This window comes from Variovorax sp. F042 (assembly GCF_057814215.1).
In genome coordinates this window covers 216996-235582 of the sequence record NZ_JBVASX010000002.1, presented here as the reverse complement: position 1 = coordinate 235582, position 18587 = coordinate 216996, and the positions used below count along the sequence as shown (strand labels likewise).

The 18587-nt window shown below is 66.9% G+C and carries 16 protein-coding genes; 13 read left to right on the top strand and 3 right to left on the bottom strand.

The window, feature by feature from the left end:
• Positions 1 to 12: 12 nt before the first annotated feature.
• Both ACZYSP_RS09585 and ACZYSP_RS09580 read right to left on the bottom strand, forming a co-directional pair.
• Complete coding sequence (locus ACZYSP_RS09585) at positions 13 to 363, bottom strand: 4a-hydroxytetrahydrobiopterin dehydratase (RefSeq protein ID WP_093172077.1); 351 nt, start codon at positions 361 to 363, stop codon at positions 13 to 15.
• Between the two features lie 31 nt (positions 364 to 394).
• Entirely contained in the window at positions 395 to 1654 is a 1260-nt protein-coding gene (locus ACZYSP_RS09580) for a M48 family metallopeptidase (RefSeq protein WP_489013966.1), read from the bottom strand.
• Positions 1655 to 1713: 59 nt separating this feature from the next.
• On the opposite strand from ACZYSP_RS09580, the gene orn reads away from it, so the two are divergent.
• The 6 genes from orn (at position 1714) to ACZYSP_RS09550 (ending at position 8407) form a co-directional block, all read left to right on the top strand.
• A complete protein-coding gene (gene orn / locus ACZYSP_RS09575) occupies positions 1714 to 2310 on the top strand; it encodes an oligoribonuclease (protein WP_489013964.1) in 597 nt (198 codons plus the stop codon).
• 254 nt (positions 2311 to 2564) lie between these two features.
• Positions 2565 to 4451 (top strand): DEAD/DEAH box helicase, encoded by a 1887-nt coding sequence (locus tag ACZYSP_RS09570; RefSeq protein WP_489013962.1) that lies wholly within the window; start codon positions 2565 to 2567, stop codon positions 4449 to 4451.
• 213 nt (positions 4452 to 4664) lie between these two features.
• Positions 4665 to 5738, top strand: a complete 1074-nt coding sequence (locus tag ACZYSP_RS09565) for an NAD/NADP-dependent octopine/nopaline dehydrogenase family protein (RefSeq protein WP_093075498.1) — start codon at positions 4665 to 4667, stop codon at positions 5736 to 5738.
• Positions 5728 to 6732, top strand: a complete 1005-nt coding sequence (locus ACZYSP_RS09560) for a 3-hydroxybutyryl-CoA dehydrogenase (RefSeq protein WP_093049717.1) — start codon at positions 5728 to 5730, stop codon at positions 6730 to 6732. The genes ACZYSP_RS09565 and ACZYSP_RS09560 overlap by 11 nt, the downstream gene beginning before the upstream one ends.
• On the top strand, positions 6729 to 7526 hold the full coding sequence (locus ACZYSP_RS09555; protein ID WP_489013959.1) for an alpha/beta fold hydrolase: 798 nt from the start codon (positions 6729 to 6731) through the stop codon (positions 7524 to 7526). Before ACZYSP_RS09560 ends, ACZYSP_RS09555 begins: the two co-directional genes overlap by 4 nt.
• A complete protein-coding gene (locus ACZYSP_RS09550) occupies positions 7523 to 8407 on the top strand; it encodes a quinone oxidoreductase family protein (RefSeq protein WP_489013957.1) in 885 nt (294 codons plus the stop codon). Before ACZYSP_RS09555 ends, ACZYSP_RS09550 begins: the two co-directional genes overlap by 4 nt.
• A gap of 22 nt (positions 8408 to 8429) precedes the next feature.
• On the opposite strand, the gene ACZYSP_RS09545 is transcribed toward ACZYSP_RS09550, so the two are convergent.
• Positions 8430 to 8909, bottom strand: a complete 480-nt coding sequence (locus tag ACZYSP_RS09545) for a MarR family winged helix-turn-helix transcriptional regulator (protein WP_093049726.1) — start codon at positions 8907 to 8909, stop codon at positions 8430 to 8432.
• A 144-nt stretch (positions 8910 to 9053) separates the two neighbouring features.
• Here ACZYSP_RS09545 and ACZYSP_RS09540 point away from each other — a divergent pair, with 144 nt between their 5' ends.
• The 7 genes from ACZYSP_RS09540 to ACZYSP_RS09510 all read left to right on the top strand — a co-directional run bounded on the left by ACZYSP_RS09540 (position 9054) and on the right by ACZYSP_RS09510 (position 18520).
• Complete coding sequence (locus ACZYSP_RS09540) at positions 9054 to 11246, top strand: thiamine pyrophosphate-dependent enzyme (RefSeq protein ID WP_093075491.1); 2193 nt, start codon at positions 9054 to 9056, stop codon at positions 11244 to 11246.
• 99 nt (positions 11247 to 11345) lie between these two features.
• A complete protein-coding gene (locus ACZYSP_RS09535) occupies positions 11346 to 12881 on the top strand; it encodes an indolepyruvate oxidoreductase subunit beta family protein (RefSeq protein ID WP_256216694.1) in 1536 nt (511 codons plus the stop codon).
• Between the two features lie 13 nt (positions 12882 to 12894).
• Positions 12895 to 13887, top strand: a complete 993-nt coding sequence (locus ACZYSP_RS09530) for a PDR/VanB family oxidoreductase (protein ID WP_489013954.1) — start codon at positions 12895 to 12897, stop codon at positions 13885 to 13887.
• A gap of 23 nt (positions 13888 to 13910) precedes the next feature.
• Positions 13911 to 15224, top strand: a complete 1314-nt coding sequence (locus ACZYSP_RS09525; RefSeq protein WP_489013952.1) for an aromatic ring-hydroxylating dioxygenase subunit alpha — start codon at positions 13911 to 13913, stop codon at positions 15222 to 15224.
• A complete protein-coding gene (locus ACZYSP_RS09520; protein WP_489013950.1) occupies positions 15224 to 15712 on the top strand; it encodes an aromatic-ring-hydroxylating dioxygenase subunit beta in 489 nt (162 codons plus the stop codon). Before ACZYSP_RS09525 ends, ACZYSP_RS09520 begins: the two co-directional genes overlap by 1 nt.
• A gap of 10 nt (positions 15713 to 15722) precedes the next feature.
• Positions 15723 to 17348, top strand: a complete 1626-nt coding sequence (locus ACZYSP_RS09515) for an AMP-binding protein (protein WP_489013948.1) — start codon at positions 15723 to 15725, stop codon at positions 17346 to 17348.
• Complete coding sequence (locus ACZYSP_RS09510) at positions 17345 to 18520, top strand: thiolase family protein (RefSeq protein WP_489013946.1); 1176 nt, start codon at positions 17345 to 17347, stop codon at positions 18518 to 18520. The genes ACZYSP_RS09515 and ACZYSP_RS09510 overlap by 4 nt, the downstream gene beginning before the upstream one ends.
• Positions 18521 to 18587 lie beyond the last annotated feature (67 nt).

The following is an 18587-nucleotide window of genomic DNA, read 5'->3' as shown; positions in this document are numbered from 1 at the left end:
GGGCTCGTTCCGTCATGCGGCGGGGGGCGCGACCAGCGCGTCGGCCTGGCGGGCGCAGTCGAAGTCGGTGACCGACAGGCCGCCCACGTCGTGCGTGTTGAAGCGCACTACGCAGCGGTTGTAGTGCACCGCCAGGTCGGGGTGGTGGTCTTGCGTGTGGGCCACGAAAGCCAGCGCGTTCACGAAGGCGATGGTCTCGAAGTAGTTGGTGAAGCTGAAGGTTTTCTCGATGGCGACGTTGGCGCCGTCGCCAGTGAGCATCCAGCCGTCGAGGCGCGCCAGGCCGGCCACGATCTCGGTGGCGCTCAGCGCCTTGCGGGGAGGGAGGTTCTTCCAGTCCTTGGGCTTGAACATGCTGCTCATGATGGGCTTCTTCGAAATGAGGGGAGTCGGGTCAGGCGGCCGTCATGCGCGCGAGGCGCTCGGAAGCCGGCGGGTGCGAATAGTAGAACTTGACGAACACCGGGTCGGGCGTGAGCGTCGAGGCGTTGTCCTGGTAGAGCTTGAGCAGGGCGGCCGACAGGTCGGCGCCGCTGGTTTGCGCCACTGCGTAGGCGTCGGCCTCGAACTCGTGCTTGCGCGACAGTCGTGCGGGCAGCGGAGCAACGAAGAAGCCGAACACCGGCACGGCAATCATGAACAGCAGCAACGCCAGCGCGCTGTTGGGCGCCGTCATGTTGGGCTGCACGCCCAGGCCCGTGTAGAACCAGACCTGCGTCGACACCCAGCCCAGCAGCGCGAAGCCGGCCAAGCTCAGGGCGAACATCGCGACCAGCCGCTTCACGATATGGCGGTGCTTGAAGTGTCCCAGTTCGTGCGCGAGTACGGCCTCGACCTCGCCGACGTTGAGCTGGCGCAGCAGCGTGTCGTAGAACACCACGCGCTTGCTGGCGCCGAAGCCGGTGAAGTAGGCATTGGCATGGGCGCTGCGCGTGCTGCCGTCCATCACGAACAGGCCCTTGGCCGCGAAGCCGCAGCGCTTCATCAGTGCCGTCACGCGCTCCTTGAGCGTCGGATCGTCGAGCGGCTTGAACTTGTTGAACAGCGGTGCGATGAGGGTCGGGTAGATCAGCATCAGCAGCAGGTTGAAGCCCATCCACGCGCCCCAGGCCCACAACCACCACAGCTGCCCGGCCGCGCCCATGAGCCAGAGGATCAACGCCGCGATCGGCAGGCCGATCGCCGCGCCCAGCAGCGTCGACTTGAGCGTGTCGGCCAGCCAGAGCTTCCAGGTCATCTTGTTGAAGCCGAAGCGCTCTTCGAGCCTGAAGGTCTGCCAGAGCGTGAAGGGCAGTTCGAGCAGGCCGCCGATGGCCGCGAAGGCTGCCAGCAATGCCAGCTGCTGCACCATGCCGCCGCCGATCCACGCCAGCAGAAGCCTGTTGAGCACGTCGAGGCCGCCGAGCAAGGTCCAGCCCAGAAGCAGCGCTGCGCCCCAGGCCATCTCGACCAGGCCGAAGCGCGCCTTGGCGATGGTGTAGTCGGCCGCTTTCTGGTGGGCGGCGAGGGTGATGGTCTGCGCGAAAGCGGCCGGCACGGTGCCGCGGTGCTGCGCCACATGGCGCACCTGCCGCGTGGCCAACCAGAACTTCACGAGCAGGCCTGCGACCAATGCTGCCGCAAAGGCGATGGTGAAGATGAGCGAATAGGACATGGAGCGGCGAGTTTAGTCCCCGTTATCTGGGGCCGCAGCCCTTCGACGACAATCCTGCGATGCCTGAATCCCTTGAACCGACGCCCCCCGCAGCCGCGCCCACCCTGAAGAAAAGCGACCAGAACCTGGTCTGGCTGGACTGCGAAATGAGCGGCCTCGACCCCGAAAAAGAGCGCCTGCTCGAAATCGCCGTGGTCGTTACCGGCCCCGACCTCACGCCCATCATCGACGGCCCCGTGCTCGTCATTCACCAGAGCGACGCCGTGCTCGACGCCATGGATGCCTGGAACAAGGGCACCCACGGCCGCAGCGGCCTGATCGACAAGGTCAAGGCATCCACCCTCGACGAAGCCGCCGCCGAGCAGCAACTGCTGGAATTCATCGCCAAATACATTCCGCGCAGCGGTTCGCCCATGTGCGGCAACACCATCGGGCAGGATCGGCGCTTCCTGGTCAAGTACATGCCCAAGCTGGAGGCGTACTTCCACTATCGCAACCTCGACGTCAGCACCCTCAAGGAGCTGGCCAAGCGCTGGAAACCCACGGCCTACAGCAGCTTCAAGAAGCAGCAGGCGCATACCGCGCTGGCCGATGTGCACGAATCCATCGAGGAACTGGCGCACTACCGCGAGACCTTTCTGCGCCTGACGGATTGAGCAAAGCCGAGGATTAGGTAAAAACCCGAATCCATGCCATAATCGCAAGCTTCGCTGATCGGGAAGGTATTTCAAGCCCGGCCAGCGTCTCTTGCATCTCCCTATCTTGCACACCGCGCCCGATCGCATTCGCTGATCAAAAAGGGCCGCAACCTCAGGCGCCAGCCCGAAGTTGAATGTCGTTGGATGGTTGATGTTTTTAACCACCAACGGGGCGCCGCCTACGGCAGCGCTCGCGTTTGAGATTGATATTCATGACCGACGCTTTTGAAGCGCAGGGCGAGTTCGCGCCTGTGCAATCCGCTACCCACAACGAATTCACCGCCGCCACGGACACCATGTCCGAGGCGCCCATCCTCGAGGCGCTGGATGCGGCTGCCCCCGAAGCTGCCGCGGCCGAAGAGCCCGCCAAGCCCAACGGCTTCATCAAGCTGGGCCTGGCGCCCGAGCTGATCGCCGCCGTGGCTGACCTGGGCTTCACCCAGCCCACCACCGTGCAGGAAAAGGTCGTGCCGATCGCCATGGGCGAAGAGGGCGCTGCCCGCTTCGTCGACCTGATGGTTTCGAGCCAGACCGGCTCCGGCAAGACCGCCGCCTTCCTGCTGCCCGTGCTGCACACGCTGCTCAAGCGCCAGGCCGAGGCAGAAGCCGAAGCCAAGGCCGAGTTCCAGCGCCTGGCCGCCGAAGCTGCTGCCCGCGGCGAAGCCCCGCCCAAGAAGCCGAAGCGCAAGGACCCGACCAACGCCCGCCATTTCAAGGCTGCCACGCCCGGCGCCCTGATCCTGTGCCCGACGCGCGAACTCGCGCAGCAAGTCGCGCACGACGCCATCGAACTGGTTCGCCACTGCCGCGGCCTGCGCATCGCCAACGTGGTGGGCGGCATGCCTTACCAACTGCAGATTGCCAAGCTGCAGAACGCCGACCTCGTGGTTGCCACGCCCGGCCGTCTGCTCGACCTGCAACGCTCGCAGCAACTCAAGCTCGACCAGGTCAAGTTCCTGGTGGTCGACGAAGCTGACCGCATGCTCGACCTCGGCTTCTCCGACGACCTGGCCGAAGTCAACCAGCTCACCATCGAGCGCCAGCAAACGATGATGTTCAGCGCCACCTTCGCGCCGCGCATCCAGCAGCTGGCCCAGCGCGTGATGCGCGAACCGCAGCGCATCACCATCGACAGCCCGCAGGAAAAGCACGCCAACATCAAGCAGGTGCTGTTCTGGGCCGACAACAGCCAGCACAAGCGCAAGCTGCTCGACCACTGGCTGCGCGACACCAGCATCAACCAGGCGATCGTGTTCGCGAGCACGCAAGTCGAGTGCGACGGCCTCGCCAACGACCTGCAGCAAGAAGGCTTCAGTGCCGTGGCGCTGCACGGCGCCCTGAGCCAGGGCCTGCGCAACCGCCGCCTGATGGCGCTGCGCCAGGGCCAGGTGCAGATCCTGGTGGCCACCGACGTTGCCGCCCGCGGCATCGACGTGCCGACCATCACCCACGTCTTCAACTTCGGCCTGCCGATGAAGGCCGAGGACTACACCCACCGCATCGGCCGCACCGGCCGTGCCGGCCGCGACGGCCTGGCCGTCACGTTCGCCGAGTTCCGCGATCGCCGCAAGATCATGGACATCGAGCACTACAGCCGCCAGCAGTTCAAGGCCGAAGTGGTGCCGGGCATGGAGCCGCAACAGCGCATGCCGCAATCGCGTCCGCCGCAAGGCGAATTCCGCGGCGGCCGTGGTGACAGCCAATCGCGCGACCGCAAGTTCGGTGGCGGCGGTGGCTACCGCGGCGGCAATGGTGGCGGCAACGGCGGCTATGCTGGTGCCAGCGGCTTCAACGACCGCAACTCGCGTGGTCCGGCCGCACCGGGCCCGCGTGGCTTCCAGGGCGGCCAGAATGCCGGTTTCGGCGGCGGCCGTGACGAAGGCGGCAACGGCGGCGGTGCCGGCTACGGCCGCAAGCCGGGCTGGGGCGACAGCGCTCCGCGCGGCGGCCACGGTCACGGCGGTGGCCGCGGCGACGGCGGCTTCGCACCGCGCGAGGGCTTCGCGCCCCGCGGCAATGGCGCTGCCGGTCATGGCGGCCCAGGCAAGGTGTTCGTGCCCCGCGACGCGCAAAAGCGCGCGTTCAAGCCCAGCCGCTGATCCTGCTTCCCGAGCGGCCTGACGGCCGCCTCGCCCCCAGAAAGCCCGCGCTTCTCACGAACGCGGGCTTTTTCATTTCGGGTTTCCGAGCAGTCAGGTGACATCGAATTTGATTGACATCTGAATCGATGAAAAGTAATGTAATAAGGCATTATTTCCCCGGGTCCGTCCTGCGGCCGCCGGTTCATCGACACCTGCTTTTCGACTTTCGACATGAAAATTGCGATTCTTGGGGGTGGCCACGGCGCCTATGCGGCCGCTGCGGACCTGTCTGAAACCGGCCATGAAGTGCGCCTGTGGCGCCGCGACGCCGCGGCGCTCGAGCCGCTGGCGCGTGCCGGCTCGATCACGCTGAAGGACGCCGACGGCGCGCGCGAAGTGCCCATTGCGCTGGCCACAGCCGACATCGGCGCAGCCCTGAAGGGCGCCGAGCTGATCGTCATTCCCACCCCCGCGATCGCCCAGCACGACATCGCACTCGCGATGGCACCGCACCTAGTCGACGGGCAGGTCGTGTTCCTGCCGCCGGGCACCTTCGGCAGCTATGTGATGGCCAAGACGGTGAAAGAGGCCGGCAGCCGTGCCGACGTCGCCTGGGCCGAGACCGGCACCCTGCCTTACCTGGCGCGCAAGCACGGCGAGCGCGAAGTCAACGTCACCATCCGCGCCATCCGCCTGCCTACCGGCGTCTATCCGGCCCGCAAGGAGGCGCAAGCCATCGAGGTGATCCGCAAGGCTTATCCGTCCGTGCACGGCTGCGGCGACGCGCTCTCGGGTGCACTGATGAACGCCGGCCCAGTCATCCACCCGCCGTTGATGGTGATGAACGCCGCGCCGCTGCAGCACTTCGAGCGCTGGGACATCCACAACGAAGGCACGCAGCGCGCCGTGCGCGACGTGACCGATCGGCTCGACCAGGAACGCATTGCCGTGCGCGAAGCCTTCGGGCAGGGCGCGCCGCACTATCCGCTGGCCGACCACTACAACAACGACCAGTGGATGTACGGCGACGCGCACAAGCAGCTCGTCAAATCGGGCGACTGGCGCGAGAACATCGACCTGCACACGCACCGCTACATCACGGAAGACACCGAACTCGGCCTGGCCTTCCTGGCCTCGGCCGCGCGCCACGCGGGTGTGGATGCACCCATCGCCCACGGCCTGCTGGCCATCGTCGGCGGCTTTCTCGGGCGCGACCTGCGGCGCGGGCCGCGCACCTTCGAAAGCCTGGGCCTCGCCGACCTGAGCGCGGCGCAACTCAAGCAGAGGCTGCACGATGGCGAATGACGCCGCGCTTCCCCGGTTCGCGGCGGTCGGCGCGGGCCGCATGGGGCGCGGCATCGCCATCGCATTCGCCTATGCCGGCCACCGCATCTCGCTGATCGACCTGCGCCCGCGCAGCGACGAAGCCTGGCAGCGCCTGCGCGATGAAGCAAAGGCCGAGATCGAAGCCAGCCTCTCGGGTCTCGCGCAACTCGGCGTGATCGACGCATCGCAGATCGAGCGCATCGCCGCGCGCGTGGACTTCGTCAACGCCGCGGCCGCCCCGCAGGCGCTGGCCGCAGCCGAACTCGTGTTCGAAGGCGTCCCCGAAACCATGGAAGCCAAGCGCGAGGCCTTCGAGCAGCTCAACCGCCATTGCCGCGACGACGCGATCCTCACCTCGACCACCAGCAGCATCCTCGTGACGCAGCTGGCGTCATTGGTGCGGCTGCCCGGGCGCTTCCTCAACATGCATTGGCTCAACCCGGCCTACGTGATCCCCGTGGTCGAGCTGAGCTGCCACCCCGGCACCGACGCCGCCGTGCTCGCTCGCACCAAGACGCTGATGGAAGAGATCGGCAAGCTGCCCGTGGTTTGCGGTGCCTCGCCAGGCTACATCGTGCCGCGCCTGCAGGCGTTGGTGATGAACGAAGCCGCGCGAATGATCGAAGAGGGTGCCGCCACCGCCGAAGAAATCGACAAGGCCACGCGCTACGGCCTGGGCCTGCGCTTCGCCGCGCTGGGCGTGGTCGAGTTCATCGACTTCGGCGGCTGCGACATCCTGCATCACGCGAGCCGCGAGATGTCGGCCTCGCTCGACGCCGGCCGCTACACCGCGCCTGCCATCGTCGGCCGCATGGTCGAGCAGGGCCGGCTGGGCCTCAAGAGCGGCAGCGGCTTCTACGACTACGAAGGCCGCGACATCGCGGCCTACCGGCGTGACGTGCTCTCGCGCACGCTCGGCGAACTGCGGCATGCGGGCCTTTGGCGCGCGCCCGCCGACGAGACCTTGCCATGAGCATCCGCCGCGCCTTTGCCGATCTGTCGGTGGGGCAGGTGCACTACGCGGCGTGCGGCGACCACCAGGCGCCGGCCGTGCTGTTGCTGCATCAGTCGCCGCGCAGCTGGGCCGAGTACCGCGCAGTGCTGCCGTTGATCGGCGCGCATCGTCGGGCCATTGCGATGGACGCAGCCGGCTTCGGCGATTCGACAGACGGCGGAGTGCCGGCGAGCATCGGGCAATGGGCACGCGTGGCCTGTGAACTGCTGGATGCGCTGGGCATCGCGCAGGCCGACGTGGTGGGGCATCACACAGGCGGCGTTATCGCAGTCGAGCTCGCGGCAGCGTTTCCTGAGCGCGTTCGCAGCCTGGTGCTGTCTTCGACGCCGTACACCGACGAGCCCTTTCGCAAGGCACGAGCACAACGTCCACCTATCGACGAAGTCGCGCCGAGCGAAGACGGCTCTCACCTCGCAGCGCTGTGGCAAAAGCGCCAGGGTTTCTATCCGCCAGGACGTCCCGATCTGCTCGAAGCCTTCGTGCTCGATGCATTGAAGGTCAAGCGTGTCGAAGAGGGCCATCGCGCCGTCGCGTCGTACCGCATGGAAGAGCGCATCGGCCGCGTCACGCAGCCCACGCTGATCGTTCGCGCCACCGCCGACCCGTTCGCGGCGCCGCATGCCGAGGAGCTGCGGCACCACCTGCCGCAAGCACGCATCGTCGACATCGAAGGCGGCATGGTGCCGCTGCCCGACCAGATGCCTGAAGCCTTCGCGCGTACGGTGCTCGATTTTCTGGAGACGCTGCCGTGAAGGCAGTGCGCATTCACGGATTCGATGCGATCCCCGTGCTGGAGGAGATTGCCGACCCTGTCGCGCGGCCGGGCCGCACCCTGGTGCGCATGGAAGCCGCAACGGTCGGGCACATCGACCGCACAGTGTGGCGCGGCAGTTTCCTTCGCCATCCGCCGTTGCCCTACACGCCTGGCGTGGAGGCTGCAGGTGTAGTGATGGCAAGCGAACGGTATGCCGTCGGCCAGCGCGTGTGGCTGCGCGGCAGCGGGCTCGGCACGCTCTTCGACGGCACCTGGTGCGAGCAGATCGATGCGCCCGACGAAGCGCTGGGCCTGTTGCCGGATGCGGTGCCGATGGCGCTGGGCGCTGCTTTCTTCTCGCCGACGACCTCGGCATGGGTGGCGCTGCACGAAGTCGCGAAGCTGCAGGCCGGTGAGCAGGTGCTGGTGACTGGCGCGAGCGGCGCCGTCGGCTCGCTCGTGATGCAACTCGCACGCGACGCAGGTTGCACGGTGACGGCAGTGAATCCAGATGCCGCGCCGCCACCCGCTGCCAGCGCCGATCTGCTGATCGACACGGTCGGCGGAGATGTGCTCGCCAAGGTCCTGCCTTCGGTGCGGCCAGGCGGCCGTGCCGTGCTGGTCGGCTACACCGCCGGCCCGACGCTGCAGCTCGACATCGCACACTTCCTGCAACGCGATGTTGCGCTGTTGCCTCTCAACATGTTTCGACGTGAAGCCACCGGCCGTGCAGCGGCGCCCGAATTGCTCGCGAGGCTGGCCGATGGCCGCCTGCACCTCGACGTGCAGCCGTTCGCATTTGCCGATGCAGCCCGCGCGCTTGAATGGATCGCACAGCGCGGCCACCGCGGCCGCGCCGTCCTCGTGCCCCGCCTCTGAGCGGAGAGGCGAGCGAGCAAGCTCAGTCTTCTTGCGGCTCCTCGACCGGCACATGCACGTGCAGGTCGATCATCTGCCTCAGCGTCTGCTTGAGCTCTTCGGCGCGTCGCAGCCCGAAGGGTTCGAGCACGCGCCGTTCGTGGTCGCGTGCCAGTTCCATCAGGTGCTCGACCGCCTTCAGCCCCTTGCGCGTGATGCGCACCAGCGTGATGCGGCGATCACTTTCGTGGGGCAGGCGCTCGACCTGTCCGCGCGATTCCATGCGGTCCAGCAGCCGCGTCACCGTGGGTTGCTTGGTCACTGTCACCTGCGCGAGCTGGCCGATGCTGATCGGCTCGCTGCCTGCGAGCGATGCCATCACGCGCCACTCCGACACAGAAAAGCCCTGCTGCCGCGCAACCTCGTGGAACTCCGAGGAGATCAGCTGGCTGGCCTGCGCAAGCAGTGCCGGCAGGTAGTCATCGACGAAGCGATGCGATTCGACGGGTTGTTCTTCAGCCATGAAGGCACCTCACAGTCGCCGCGGGCACGCTGTTTGCATGTCTAGGGTAATTCATGATTGTGGATACATTCATTTGTCAACATTATATGAACCGCGATGCAGCTCCCCAAGCTCATCGTCCCACGATAGACAACAAGGACCCAGATGGCCGAGCGTTCATTCGTTGAAGAAGTCAAGAAGCTGCGGCTTTCTGGTGGGGAAGTCTTCCGTGGGGAGGGCATTCTGGCGGTTACCAAGGCCTTGCTCGAATCGGGAGTTTCCTATGTGGCGGGCTACCAGGGTGCACCCATCTCGCACCTGATGGACGTGCTGGCCGACGCGCAGGACATCCTCGCCGAGCAGGGCATCCGCTTCGAGAACAGCGCGAGCGAGGCCACCGCCGCCGCCACGCTGGCCGCCTCCGTCAATTACCCGCTGCGCGGCGCCGTCACCTTCAAGGCGACCGTGGGCACCAACGTCGCGTCTGATGCGCTGGCCAACCTGGCATCCGGCGGCGTCACCGGCGGCGCCCTCATCATCGTCGGCGAAGACTACGGCGAAGGCTCGTCCATCATGCAGGAGCGCAGCCATGCCTTCGCCATGAAGTCGCAGATCTGGCTGCTCGATCCGCGTCCCAACCTGCCGAGCATCGTCGATGCGGTGAAGCAGGGCTTCGATCTTTCAGAGGCCAGCAACACGCCGGTGATGCTGCAGCTGCGCATTCGCGCCTGCCACGTGCACGGCCACTTCATTGCAGGCGACAACCGCCGCCCGAAGTTCACGCTGAAAGACGCGCTCGAGAACCCGCAGCGCGATGTCAGCCGTATCGTGCTGCCGCCCGCGAGCTTCGTGCATGAACAGGAGAAGGTGAAAGACCGCTGGCCCGCTGCCGTGCGCTTCATCGAGGAGCGCAAGCTCAACGAGTTCTTCTCCGAAGACGCCGACGACATCGGCATCATCGTGCAGGGCGGCAGCTACAACACGCTGCTGCGCGCCCTCGAGCGCTTGGGCCTGGCCGACGTGTACGGCAACACGCAGGTGCCGCTCTATGTGATGAACGTGGCCTACCCCGTCATCGAGAGCGAGGTGATCCGCTTCTGCGAAGGCAAGCGCGCCGTGATGGTCGTGGAAGAGGGGCAGCCCAACTTCGTCGAGCAGAACCTGGCAACCATCCTGCGCCAGGCCGGCTCGACCACTGCGCTGCACGGCAAGGACATGCTGCCGGTGGCTGGCGAGTACACCGCCTCCGAATTGCTCAAGGGCGCGCGCAGCTTCTGCGAGCGCTACGAACGCCTGGCACCGCTGCCGGTGCCAGCGCCGGTGCGCAAGGTGATTCCGTTGAAGGAAGTGGCGGCCATCGGCGTCGATGCCGCACCCGAGCCCGCGCAACCGTCGACAGCATTGGGCGAAGTAGTCCACGCCCGTCCGCCGGGCTTCTGCACCGGTTGCCCCGAGCGCCCCATCTTCAGCGCCATGAAGCTGGTCGAGCGCGAACTCGGAGCGCACCACGTGAGCGCCGACATCGGCTGCCACCTGTTCTCGATCCTGCCGCCCTTCAACATCGGCAACACCACCATGGGCTACGGCCTGGGCGGCGCAGGTGCCGCGGCGCTCAATGCACCCGCCGGCAAGCGCGCGATCTCGATGATGGGCGACGGCGGTTTCTGGCACAACGGCCTCACCAGCGGTGTAGCGAACGCGGTCTTCAACAAGAGCGACAACCTCACCATCGTCGTAGACAACAACTACACCTCGGCCACGGGCGGGCAGGACATCCTGTCGTCGCACGCCGTCAACAAGACGCGCAGCACCGGCCACGAAATCGAGCGCGCCGTGCGCGGCGTGGGCGTGGAGTGGGTCAAGACGCTGCGCCGCACCTACGACGTCGCTGGCATGCGCGACGCGCTGAAAGACGCACTCACCACGACGAAGAAGGGCCCCAAGGTCCTGATCGCCCAGTCGGAGTGCATGCTCAACAAGCAGCGCCGCGAGAAGCCGCTGGTGCGCAAGGCCATCGCCGACGGCAAGCGCATGGTGCGCGAGAAGTTCGGCGTCGATTCAGACACATGCACCGGCGACCATTCCTGCATTCGCTTGTCGGGCTGCCCGTCGCTGTCGATCAAGCCCAACCCCGATCCGCTGCGCACCGACCCCGTCGCGACCGTGCTCGACAGCTGCGTGGGCTGCGGCGTGTGCGGCGAGGTCTCGCATGCAGCCGTGCTGTGCCCATCGTTCTACAAGGCCCAGATCGTGAGCAACCCCAGCCGCTGGGACGTGCTGCGCGAGCGCGTGCGCGCCGCCGTCATCGGCTGGCTGCAACGCGGCGAGGCGCGCCGCCGTGAAGCCTATGCCTTCTGAACGAAGTTCCTTTATGCAACATAGGAAGACATCGGGAAATGGCCAGGGATACCGCGGAACCGGCTTTGCCGGGCCGCTGGTATCGCCCCCGGGAGGGGGTTGGCGGCTACACGAAGTGAGCAAGACTGGGGGCGAGCCATGAGCCCCATCAAGATTGCCATCCTCGCCATGGGCGGGGAGGGCGGCGGCGTGCTGGCCGACTGGATCGTCGACATGGGCGAGGCCAACGGCTACGTCGCCCAGACCACTTCGGTGCCGGGCGTGGCCCAGCGCACCGGCGCGACCATCTACTACGTCGAGCTGTATCCTGCGGCGCAGGCCGAGGCCGATGGCGGCCTGCCGGTGCTCGCGCTGATGCCGCTGCCGGGCGACGTCGACGTGGTGCTGGCGTCGGAGCTCATGGAGGCCGGGCGTGCCGTGCAGCGCGGCCTCGTCACGCGCGACCGCACCACGCTGATCGCATCCACGCACCGTGTCTTCTCCATTGCGGAGAAAAGCGCCTTGGGCGACGGCCGCGTCGACAGCGACCAGCTTCTCGCACACACCGCCAAGGCAGCCAAGCGCTTCATCCGCTTCGACATGGCACAGGCAGCCGAAGCCTCGGGCAGTGTGATCAGCGCCGTGCTGTTCGGCACGCTGGCAGGTTCGGGCGTGCTGCCATTCAGCCGCGCGCAGTTCGAGGCAACCATCGAGCGCGGCGGCGTGGGCGTGAAGCCCAGTCTCAAGGCCTTTGGCGCGGCGTTCTCTCGCGCACAGGGCGGTGACGACGGCGAGCCTGCGAAAGACGTGCCTATCGCCGCGCCAGCACCGCAACCGCGCCACCCGGCCGTGCGGGCATTGGTCGAACGGGCGCAACACGACTTCCCGGTGCAAGCGCAAGACTTCCTGCTCGAAGGCGTGCGCCGTCTCATCGACTACCAGGACCCGGCCTACGCCAGCCTGTACCTGGACCGCATGGCCGCCATCGCCGCGCTGCCGGGCAACGACGACCATCGCCTGCTGCGCGAAACCGCGCGCCACCTCGCGCTCTGGATGTCCTACGAAGACACCGCCCGCGTCGCAGCCCTGAAGACCCGCGCCACCCGCTTCGAGCGCGTGCGCGGCGAGGCCCGCGTACAACCGGGCCAGGTGCTCGCCATCAACGAATACATGCACCCGCGCCTGCAGGAAATCTGCGAGACGCTGCCTGGCGGCATCGGCCGCTGGCTCATGAACTCGACGATGCCCAAGAAGCTCGTCGAGCGCTTCACGCAGCACGGCCGCGTGATCCAGACCAGCTCGTTGCGCGGCTACCTCATGCTGCGCATCGTGGCGGCATGCAAGCGCTGGCGCCTGTCGACGATGCGCTATGCCGAGGAAAACCGCCGCATCGAAGAGTGGCTGCAACGCATTGCCGCCACCGCGCAACGCAACCCCGAACTGGCCGTCGAACTGGCCCAGTGCCAGCGCCTCGTCAAGGGCTACAGCGATACGCACGAACGCGGCATCCGCAACTACGACACCGTGATGCGTGCTGTCGAGCGCGCCGGCACAGCGCTGGCACCGGCCACGCTGCGCGAACTGCGCGATGCGGCCCTGGCCGACGAACATGGCCACAAGCTGCAGGCTGCACTGGCACAGCACGCACTGGCCTGAAGAGACAACGAAGATGACCGCACCCTCAGCCACCCTCTCACTGCGCGTCGTCGAGGCGCGGGCGTTGAATCCGCTGATCCGCATGCTGCGCCTGCGCGCCGAAGACGGTCGCGCGCTGCCCGGCTTTGCGGCCGGCGCCCACATCCGCGTGCAGGTGTCGCTACCCGACGGCAAGACCGACTGGCGCCACTACTCGCTCATCAACTTCGACACGGCGCGCAATGCCACCAATGCGCCGGCTGAATATGTGATCGCAGTGCGCAAGGAGGCCGAAGGCCGGGGCGGCTCGCGCTTCATGCACGAGCAGCTGAAAGAGGGCGACACCCTCGTCATCGAGGCGCCCAAGAACGACTTCCCGCTGCACACCGGCCCCGGTGGCACCGTGCTGGTGGCCGGTGGTATCGGCGTGACGCCGCTCGCCACCATGGCCGCCCGCCGCCGCGCCGAAGGTGCAGCCGTGCGCATGCACTACGCCGGCCGCAGCCGCGACCTGATGGCCTTCCTGCCCGAGCTTCAAACCCTGCTCGGCGATGACCTGCGCGTGCACGCGGACGCCGAGGCTGGCACGCCGCTCGATATCGACGCGCTGCTCGACAGCGTTCCCACCGGCGACCGCCTCTACGTGTGCGGCCCCAAGGTCATGCTCGACGCGGTGCTCGAACGCACCCAGGCGCGCGGCTGGGAACATGACCGCGTGCACTTCGAGCTTTTCACCGAGCCCGTCGCGGAAGAAGGCGACCAGCCCTTCGAGGTGGAGCTCGCCCAGTCGGGCCAGCGCTTCACCGTGCCGGCCGACCAGAGCATCCTCGACTGCCTGATAGAGAACGGCTGCGACCCGATGTTCGACTGCAAGCGCGGCGAATGCGGCGTGTGCGCGGTGCCCGTGCTCGAAGGCGAGATCGACCACCGCGACTACGTGCTCACCGCCCGTGAGAAGGCGGAGGGCAACGTCATGCAGATCTGCATCTCGCGCGCCAAGGGTGCGCGCCTGGTGCTCGACATCTGATGAAGCAAGGAGCCATGAGAACCATGACCTCGTACCGAGACAACCCCGATGCCATCCGCGCGCTGGTGCAGCATGATCGCGTGCACCGCGACCTGTACACCAGCCAGGAACTGTTCGAGCTGGAGCAGGAGCATTTCTTCGCCAACACCTGGAACTACGTCGGCCATGAAAGCCAACTGCCCAAGCCCGGCGACTGGATCAGCAACGAGATCGCGGGCCGCCCGCTGATCATCGTGCGCCACTCCGACGGCAGCGTGCGCGCCATGATGAACCGCTGCGCCCACAAAGGCTCGCGGCTCGTGAACGGGCCCTGCGGCAACACCGGCAAGTTCTTCCGCTGCCCGTACCACGCCTGGACCTTCAAGACAGACGGCGCACCGCTGGCGATTCCGCTGAAAACGGGCTACGAGCACACGCAACTGCACGAGTGCGAGTCGGGCAAGGGCCTTACCACCGTGAAGCACGTGCGCAGCCACCGCGGCTTCATCTTCGTGAAGATCAACGACGCGGGCCCCGACTTCGACGAATACTTCGGCGACTCGCTGAGCTCCATCGACAACATGGCCGACCGCTCGCCCGAAGGCGAGCTCGAAATCGCGGGCGGTTGCCTGCGCTTCATGCACCAGTGCAACTGGAAGATGTTCGTCGAGAACCTCAACGACACCATGCACCCCATGGTGGCGCACGAATCTTCTGCCGGCACCGCCAAGCGCATGTGGGCCGACAAGCCCGAGGACGAGCCCAAGCCCATGGCGGTAGAGCAGTTCGCGCCCTTCATGTCCGACTACAAGTTCTTCCAGGACATGGGCATCCGCACCTACGACAACGGCCACAGCTTCACGGGCGTGCACTTCAGCATCCACAGCAAGTACAAGGCGATCCCCGCGTACGACGACGCCATGAAGGCGCGCTACGGCGAGGAGAAGACGGCGCAGATCCTCGGCATGGCGCGGCACAACACCGTGTACTACCCGAACCTCACGATCAAGGGCGCGATCCAGGCGATCCGCGTGGTCAGGCCGATCTCTGCCGACAAGACGCTGATCGAGAGCTGGACCTTCCGCCTCAAGGGCGCACCACCCGAGCTGCTGCAGCGCACCACCATGTACAACCGGCTCATCAACTCGCCGTTCTCGGTGGTGGGGCATGACGACTTGCAGGCCTACCGTGGCATGCAGGCCGGGCTGCACGCAAGCGGCAACGAGTGGGTGAGCCTGCACCGCGACTACGACCCCTCCGAGCTGAAGGGCGGCGAGATCACCACGGGGGGCACCAACGAACTGCCGATGCGCAACCAGTACCGAAGCTGGGTGCAACGCATGACGGAGACGATGTAATGGCCGGCACCGAAGTCACCCGCCAGGACCTGATCGACTTCGTCGTGAACGAAGCACACCTGCTCGACACCCGCCGCTACGAGGAGTGGAACGCGCTCTTCACCGACGACGCCTTCTACTGGGTGCCGCTCGTGCCCGACCAGGAAGACGGCCTCAACCACACCTCGCACCTGTACGAAGACAAGCTGCTGCGCGACCTGCGCATCGAGCGCTTGAAGAGCCCGCGCGCTTTCTCGCAGCAGCCACCGAGCCGCTGCCACCACCTGTTGCAGGTACCGGTGGTCGAGCAGTTCGATGCCGAGGCCAACCGCTACGTGGTGCGCACCGGGTTTCACTACACCGAATCGCAGGGTGACGAACTGCAGTTCTACGTCGGCACCTTCTTCCACCACCTCACGATGCAGGATGGCGCGCTGCGCATGACGCTCAAGCGCGTCAACCTGCTCAACTGCGACGCGGCCCTGCCGGCCGTGCAGCTCTTCATCTGACTGGGACGAGATGTCACACGCCACCGTCCATCAAGTCTTTGCGGCGACCGCGGCGCGCACGCCGCAAGCCGAATTCCTGTTCACCGAATCGGTGACTGCGGCCGCCTATGGCATCGAAGCGGGCGCCATCCGCTGGGGCGATGCTGCCGCACAGATCGAACGCCTGCGCGCGGCCTACGCGCAAGCCGGCTACGGGCACGGCCACCGCGTCGGCCTGCTGCTGGAGAACCGGCCGGCCTTCATCTTCCACTGGCTCGCGCTGAACGCACTGGGCGTGAGCGTGGTGCCGATCAACGCCGAGATGCGCTCGGCCGAGCTGGTCTACCTGATCGGCCACAGCGAGATCGGCCTGGCCGTGACGCTGCCGGCGCGCGCGGCCGACCTGCGTGCCGCGGCGGCGCAGGCGGGCGTGGCGTTCGAGACGATGGGGCCTGAAGACGCCGTGCCGCCAGCGAAGACCGCCGCACCGCGCGCCCATGAGCCCGTGGGCGCCGACACCGAATGCGGCCTGCTCTACACCTCGGGCACCACGGGCCGGCCCAAGGGCTGCATCCTGAGCAACGCCTACTTTCTGCGCGCGGGCGAGTGGTATGCGGCGCTCGATGGTGTGTGCGGCATCCGGCCTGACAAGGAACGCGTCATCACGCCACTGCCGCTGAACCACATGAACGCGATGGCCTTCTCCACCATGGTGGTGCTGGTTGCGGGCGGTTGCCTGGTGCAGCTTGATCGCTTCCATCCGAAGACCTGGCTGGCCAGTGCGAAGGAAAGCGGCGCGACCATCGTGCATTACCTCGGCGTGATGCCCGCCATGCTGCTGTCCGCACCTGCATCGGCGGCCGACCGCGATCACGCCATCCGCTGGGGCTTCGGCGCCGGTGTCGACCGCAAGAACCATGCGCCCTTCGAGGAGCGCTTCGGTTTCCCGTTGGTCGAGGCCTGGGCCATGACCGAGACCGGCGCGGCCGCCTGCATCATGGCCAACCGCGAGCCGCGCCTCGTGGGCACCAGCTGTTTCGGGCGGCAGGAAGACTTCGTCGAGATCCGCCTCATGGGTGAGGACGGCAGCGACGTCGGCGTCGATGCACCGGGCGAACTGCTGGTGCGTTCGGCCGGCAATGACCCGAAGCGCTATTTCTTCTCCGGCTACCTGAAGGACGAGGAAGCCACGCGCGAAGCCTGGGCCGATGGCTGGTTCCACACCGGCGACCTGGTGCGCCGCGACGCCGAAGGCAACTTCTTCTTCGTCGACCGCAAGAAGAACGTGATCCGCCGCAGCGGCGAGAACATCTCGGCCGTCGAGGTCGAGAGCGTGCTCAACCAGCACCCGGCGGTAAAGACCTCGGCCGTGGCAGCCACGCCCGATGCGGTACGTGGCGACGAGGTGCTGGCCTGCATCGTGGTGCGCGAAGACATCGACGCCTCGCAGCGCACGCAAGTCGCCGCCAGCATCGTCGAACACGCACTGGCCCAGCTGGCGTACTACAAGGCACCCGGCTACGTGGCCTTCGTCGATGCGCTGCCGCTCACGCCTTCGCAGAAGATCCAGCGCGGCCAGCTGCGCGAAATGGCGCAGTCGCTGCCGGGCCAGGGCCATTGCGTCGACACACGCGCCATGAAGAAGAGGCAGGCATGACGACGAAACGACGGCTCTCCTACGAAGGCGTCGCGGTCGCGGTGCCCGTGACCGTGCCCTACGTGCGCTACTCCACGCGCACCGCGCACTGGTTCATCGGCCAGGCCATCGAGGCGCTGGTCGATGCCAGCGTCGTGGCCAAGGAGCAGATCGACGGCCTGTGCCTCAGCAGCTTCTCGCTCGCGCCCGACACGGCCGTGGGTGTCACGCAGCACCTGGGCCTGTCGCCGCGCTGGCTCGACCACGTGCCCACCGGCGGCGCATCTGGCGTGATGTGCCTGCGCCGCGCGGCGCGGGCGGTGCAGGCGGGCGATGCCGACATCGTGGCTTGCGTGGGTGCCGACACCAACCACGTCGATTCTTTCCGACAGACGCTGGGCAGCTTCAGCAACTTCGCGCGCGATGCGAGCTACCCCTACGGCTCTGGCGGCCCGAACTCGATCTTCGCGTTCATCACCGCCAACTACATGCGCACCTACGGCGCGAAGCGCGAAGACTTCGGCCGCATCTGCGTCGACCAGCGCACCAACGCGCTCGGCAACCCGAACGCGATGTTCAAGAAGGGCCTGACGCTCGACGAGTACATGGCCGCGCGGCCCATCTCTGACCCGATCCACCTGTTCGACTGCGTGATGCCCTGTGCGGGCGCGGATGCCTTCCTCGTGATGAGCGAGGAGCGCGCGCGCGACCTGGGCCTGGCGCACGTGGTGATCCGCGGCGCCATCGAGCGCCATAACGCCTACGCCGAAGACCCCGTGATGGTGCAGGGCGGATGGCGGAAGGACCGCGACGACCTGTATGCGCAGGCCGGCATCCAGCCCACCGAGCTCGACTTCGTGCAGACCTACGACGACTACCCCGTCATCGTGATGATGCAGTTCGAGGACCTGGGCTTCTGCGAGAAGGGCGAGGGCCCGGCCTTCGTGCAGTCGCAGACCATGACCTTCGACGGCAGCTTTCCGAACAACACGAGCGGCGGGCAGCTCTCGGCAGGGCAGGCCGGCGCGGCGGGCGGATTCCTCGGCATGGTCGAGACGATCCGCCAGCTGACTGATCAAGCAGGCCCACGCACCGTGCCCGATGCACAGCTGGGCCTGGTCGCCGGCTTCGGCATGGTGACCTACGACCGCTGCCTGTGCACAGGCGCCGTCATCCTGGGGAGACCGGAATGATGTACCCCCACGTTTGCCGCTTCGCGGCTGCACTGCCCCCCGAGGGGGCTGCGCGCCTGCCTTGGGG